The sequence below is a fragment of the Cupriavidus sp. CuC1 genome (assembly GCF_044627735.1).
Lineage (GTDB): Bacteria > Pseudomonadota > Gammaproteobacteria > Burkholderiales > Burkholderiaceae > Cupriavidus > Cupriavidus ulmosensis.
The window spans coordinates 1-3,378 of sequence record NZ_JBIUHC010000322.1; the positions used below are offsets into that span (position 1 = coordinate 1).

Genomic DNA, 3,378 nt, shown 5'->3' on the forward strand with positions numbered 1-3,378 from the left:
CTCCAGGCGCTTGTAACTCACCTCGGAATGCAGACCTTCCCGCCGCTTCGACGCAGCTTGTCCTCATAACCCATCCTTTCCATCCGTTCAGCGGCCGGCAGCTCGTCTGTGTTGGCGAACGCTATAACCGCTCCGGCAAGCGTCTCTTGCTGCGCGTCGACGACAGAACCGTTTGCTCCGTTCCTCCGGAATGGACCGACATTGCCGCGCCGGATCCTGAAGTCGTCATGGGGCAAGGACGTGCGCTCTTCAGGGTTGCGGACTTGATGACCCTCGCCGACCTTGTGACGCGCCTACGCAGCCGATCATAGACCCTGGTCGAATGTAAGACGAATTATGCCGCTTGTGTAAAGTAATTGATGCCGCAAATTGGCGGGAACCAGCGATCCGCAACCAAATTGATAGGTTCTTCCGTGGAAAGAGCCAGCACATCTTGTCTTGACAAGATACTACTAGCGGCATAATTTTATTACACACGACTCTGGAGTTGAATGTGCCCGCAAGTAACGACCGCAAGCACTCGAAGGCCAACATGCTCGCCGAAGACGGCACCCTGAATCCGGCGCCGGATAAGGTCCACGATCCGAAGTTTCAGGAGGGTGGATTCTTCGATCCGCGCGATGCCGTACAGGTGAAGTACGAGATGCTGCGCCGCGCCTCTATCGAGAAGGCGTCGGTGACGGAAGTGTCTGAGGAATATGGCATCTCACGACCGACCTTCTATCAGGCCAGGGCGGACTTCGAAGAAGGCGGTGTTGCGGGGCTGGTGCCCAAGAAGCGGGGGCCCCGCGGCCCACACAAGATTCAGAGCGACGTGCTGGCGTTTCTCATGGCGCAGCTTTCTCCCGGCGAGCCGATCCGGGCACGCGAACTGGCGAAGCTGATTCAGAAGGAGTTTGGCCTCGACGTGCATCCGAGAACGATTGAGCGTGCAATCGGCGGAAAAAAAACTCCGAGATAAACAGGGCCGAGGCGAGCCCGTCGGCGCTGTCGTCCGCAATCGTCGCGCAGTACGAGACGTTGCGCTCGGTCATGCTTGGCGAGGCCCTGCCTCCAGACGCCCGCAGCGGCCTGGTCGTCTTTCTCCAGCGAGGCATGTGGGGGTGGGTGCGCATGCTGGCCGCGGGAACCACCCGGCTGCAGCCGATCCCGGCCCGCTCTCCGACACCAGCCGAGCCCTTTGAGCGTCGGGCCATTATTTACGCGCTCGCAAGAATGGCCATGAGGAACAATGACCGGAGAACACCATGAATGCATCTGTCAAAGTTCAACCCTACCACCTCGAACGGGGCGCTTATCTCTACGTCCGGCAGTCGTCGATGCGACAGGTCATCGAGAACGTCGAGAGCACGAAGCGGCAATACGCCCTTCGCGGCCGTGCGACCGCGCTCGGCTGGCGCGACGAACAGATCATTGTCATTGATAGCGACCAAGGGGAGTCCGGCGCATCGGCGTCCTGGCGCGAGGGATTTCAACGACTGGTCACAGACGTCGGCATGGGGCGCGCAGGCATCGTCATGGGTCTGGAGGTGTCCCGCCTGGCACGGAACAATGCCGACTGGCATCGCCTGTTGGAGATCTGCGCCCTCGCCGATACGCTGATTCTCGACGAGGATGGCGTATACGATCCGGCCAGCTTCAACGACCGGCTCTTGCTCGGCCTGAAGGGAACGATGAGCGAGGCCGAACTCCATGTCCTCAAAGCCCGACTGCGCGGCGGGATCTTGAATAAAGTGCGCCGCGGCGAGTATCGCTGCACACTCCCGACTGGCTTCGTGTACGACGAGCTCGGCAACGTCGTGCTCGACCCAGACTCGCAGGTCAGGGAGATAATTGCCTATTTCTTCGAGACGTTCTCACGGGTAGGCTCTGCGAGCCAGACAGTGAAAGTGTTCCGGAATGAAGGTCTTCGGTTTCCATCCCGCATGCGCAACGAGGAACTGATCACTTTCCAGCCGCTCACTGCGTCGACCGCCCTCCGCACGCTGAACAATCCGCGCTATGCGGGCGCCTACGTCTACGGCCGACGGCACTATCGGCGAACCGCTGACGGGAAGCATGTGCCTCGAAAGCGCGAGCGCGATGACTGGCTCGCTTGCATTCCGGACGCCCATCCCGGCTACATCGCCTGGGAACAGTTTCAGCAGAATCTCAAGGTTCTCGAATCCAACGGTCGCGGATATGAAGTCGCGCGAGCGTCACCGCCGCGAGAGGGCGCGGCCCTGTTGCAGGGGCGCGTGGTCTGCGGGCTTTGCGGTAGACACTTCCGTCTCCGGTATGCAACGCGGCGCGGGCGACAGGAGGCGTGGTATGTCTGCGATCGCGCGCAAGGCACGCGTGGTGAACCGTGCTGCCAGTCGATTGCGGGCGGACCCATCGACGAAGCGGTCGGTGAATTGGTCACCGCCATGATGACGCCCGCCGCAATCGAGTTGGCGCTCGAGATTCGAAGAGAAATCGAGGCCCGGTACGACGAGGCCGATCGGCTTCGCCTGCGTGCGATCGAACGCGCTCAATTCGAAGCAGATCTCGCGCAGCGGCGATTTATGCTGGTCGATCCGAATAACCGTCTGGTCGCGGATACCCTCGAACGCGAATGGAACGACAAGCTGCGCACATTAGCTCAGGCCCGGGAGGAAAGGGAGCGCGGCCGGCAGGAGGACCGGCTTGCTCTCGACGATGCAATCCGCGATCGGCTCGTCGCCATGACGACCGACTTCAAAACGCTCTGGCGTGATCAGAGACTACCGAACCGCGAGCGCAAACGGCTCCTCGCCCATGTCATCGAGGACGTCACGCTGATCAAACTCCCGGCGGAAGGCACCACCACGATCCACGTCCGCTTCAAGGGCGGCAAGACAGAGACCCTGACGGCACAGAACCCCAAATCCTCCGCGCAACAGGTCAAGACCCGGCCGGAGGTCCTGGAGCTTATCGACAAGCTTCTCGACAGCCACACATGCTCCCAGATCGCGGACATCCTCAACGAACAGTGTATCCGCCCTGGCGGTTCCGTCCGGCCAGGCAAGGCTGACCTCAGATTCACTGCGCTGCGCGTCTCGTATCTCGCGCAACGAAACGGACTCCGTTGCCGCTTCGACCGACTGCGGGACCGCGGCATGTTGACGAAGCCGGAGGCCGCGGCGCGCCTCGGAATCCATGTGGAAACGCTCATCAGGTGGGTGAACCACGGTCTCGTTATGAGACACGCCTACAACGACCATGCGTACCTATACGAAGTCCCCACGTCGAGCCCGCCGGTGAAGCACAGCAGCCGATGGGACCGCCTCATTGACCGTGCCGCGGCGGTGCCCGTTACAACGGAATCAAAATCCTCCACTTCAACAGAAGGAGATGTAGTATGAAACGAGATAGTTG

General features: G+C 61.0%; 3 protein-coding genes. All 3 read left to right on the forward strand.

Annotation, left to right across the window (positions count from 1 at the left end; genetic code table 11):
- Positions 1-311, forward strand: a 311-nt coding sequence (locus tag ACGLHR_RS51080) for a DUF5372 family protein (RefSeq protein WP_400103679.1), incomplete at its 5' end; no start/stop codon positions are given.
- A gap of 221 nt (positions 312-532) precedes the next feature.
- Positions 533-961, forward strand: coding sequence for a transposase (locus ACGLHR_RS51085; protein ID WP_400103681.1), 429 nt, complete (start codon positions 533-535; stop codon positions 959-961).
- A 286-nt stretch (positions 962-1,247) separates the two neighbouring features.
- Complete coding sequence (locus ACGLHR_RS51090; RefSeq protein ID WP_400103683.1) at positions 1,248-3,365, forward strand: recombinase family protein; 2,118 nt, start codon at positions 1,248-1,250, stop codon at positions 3,363-3,365.
- Positions 3,366-3,378: the final 13 nt, after the last annotated feature.

Excerpts from the sequence above, each read along its gene's own strand:
- ACGLHR_RS51085 (WP_400103681.1), top strand. The coding sequence starts at position 533 with ATGCTCGCCGAAGACGGCACCCTGAATCCGGCGCCGGATAAGGTCCAC.
- ACGLHR_RS51090 (WP_400103683.1), top strand. The coding sequence starts at position 1,248 with ATGAATGCATCTGTCAAAGTTCAACCCTACCACCTCGAACGGGGCGCT.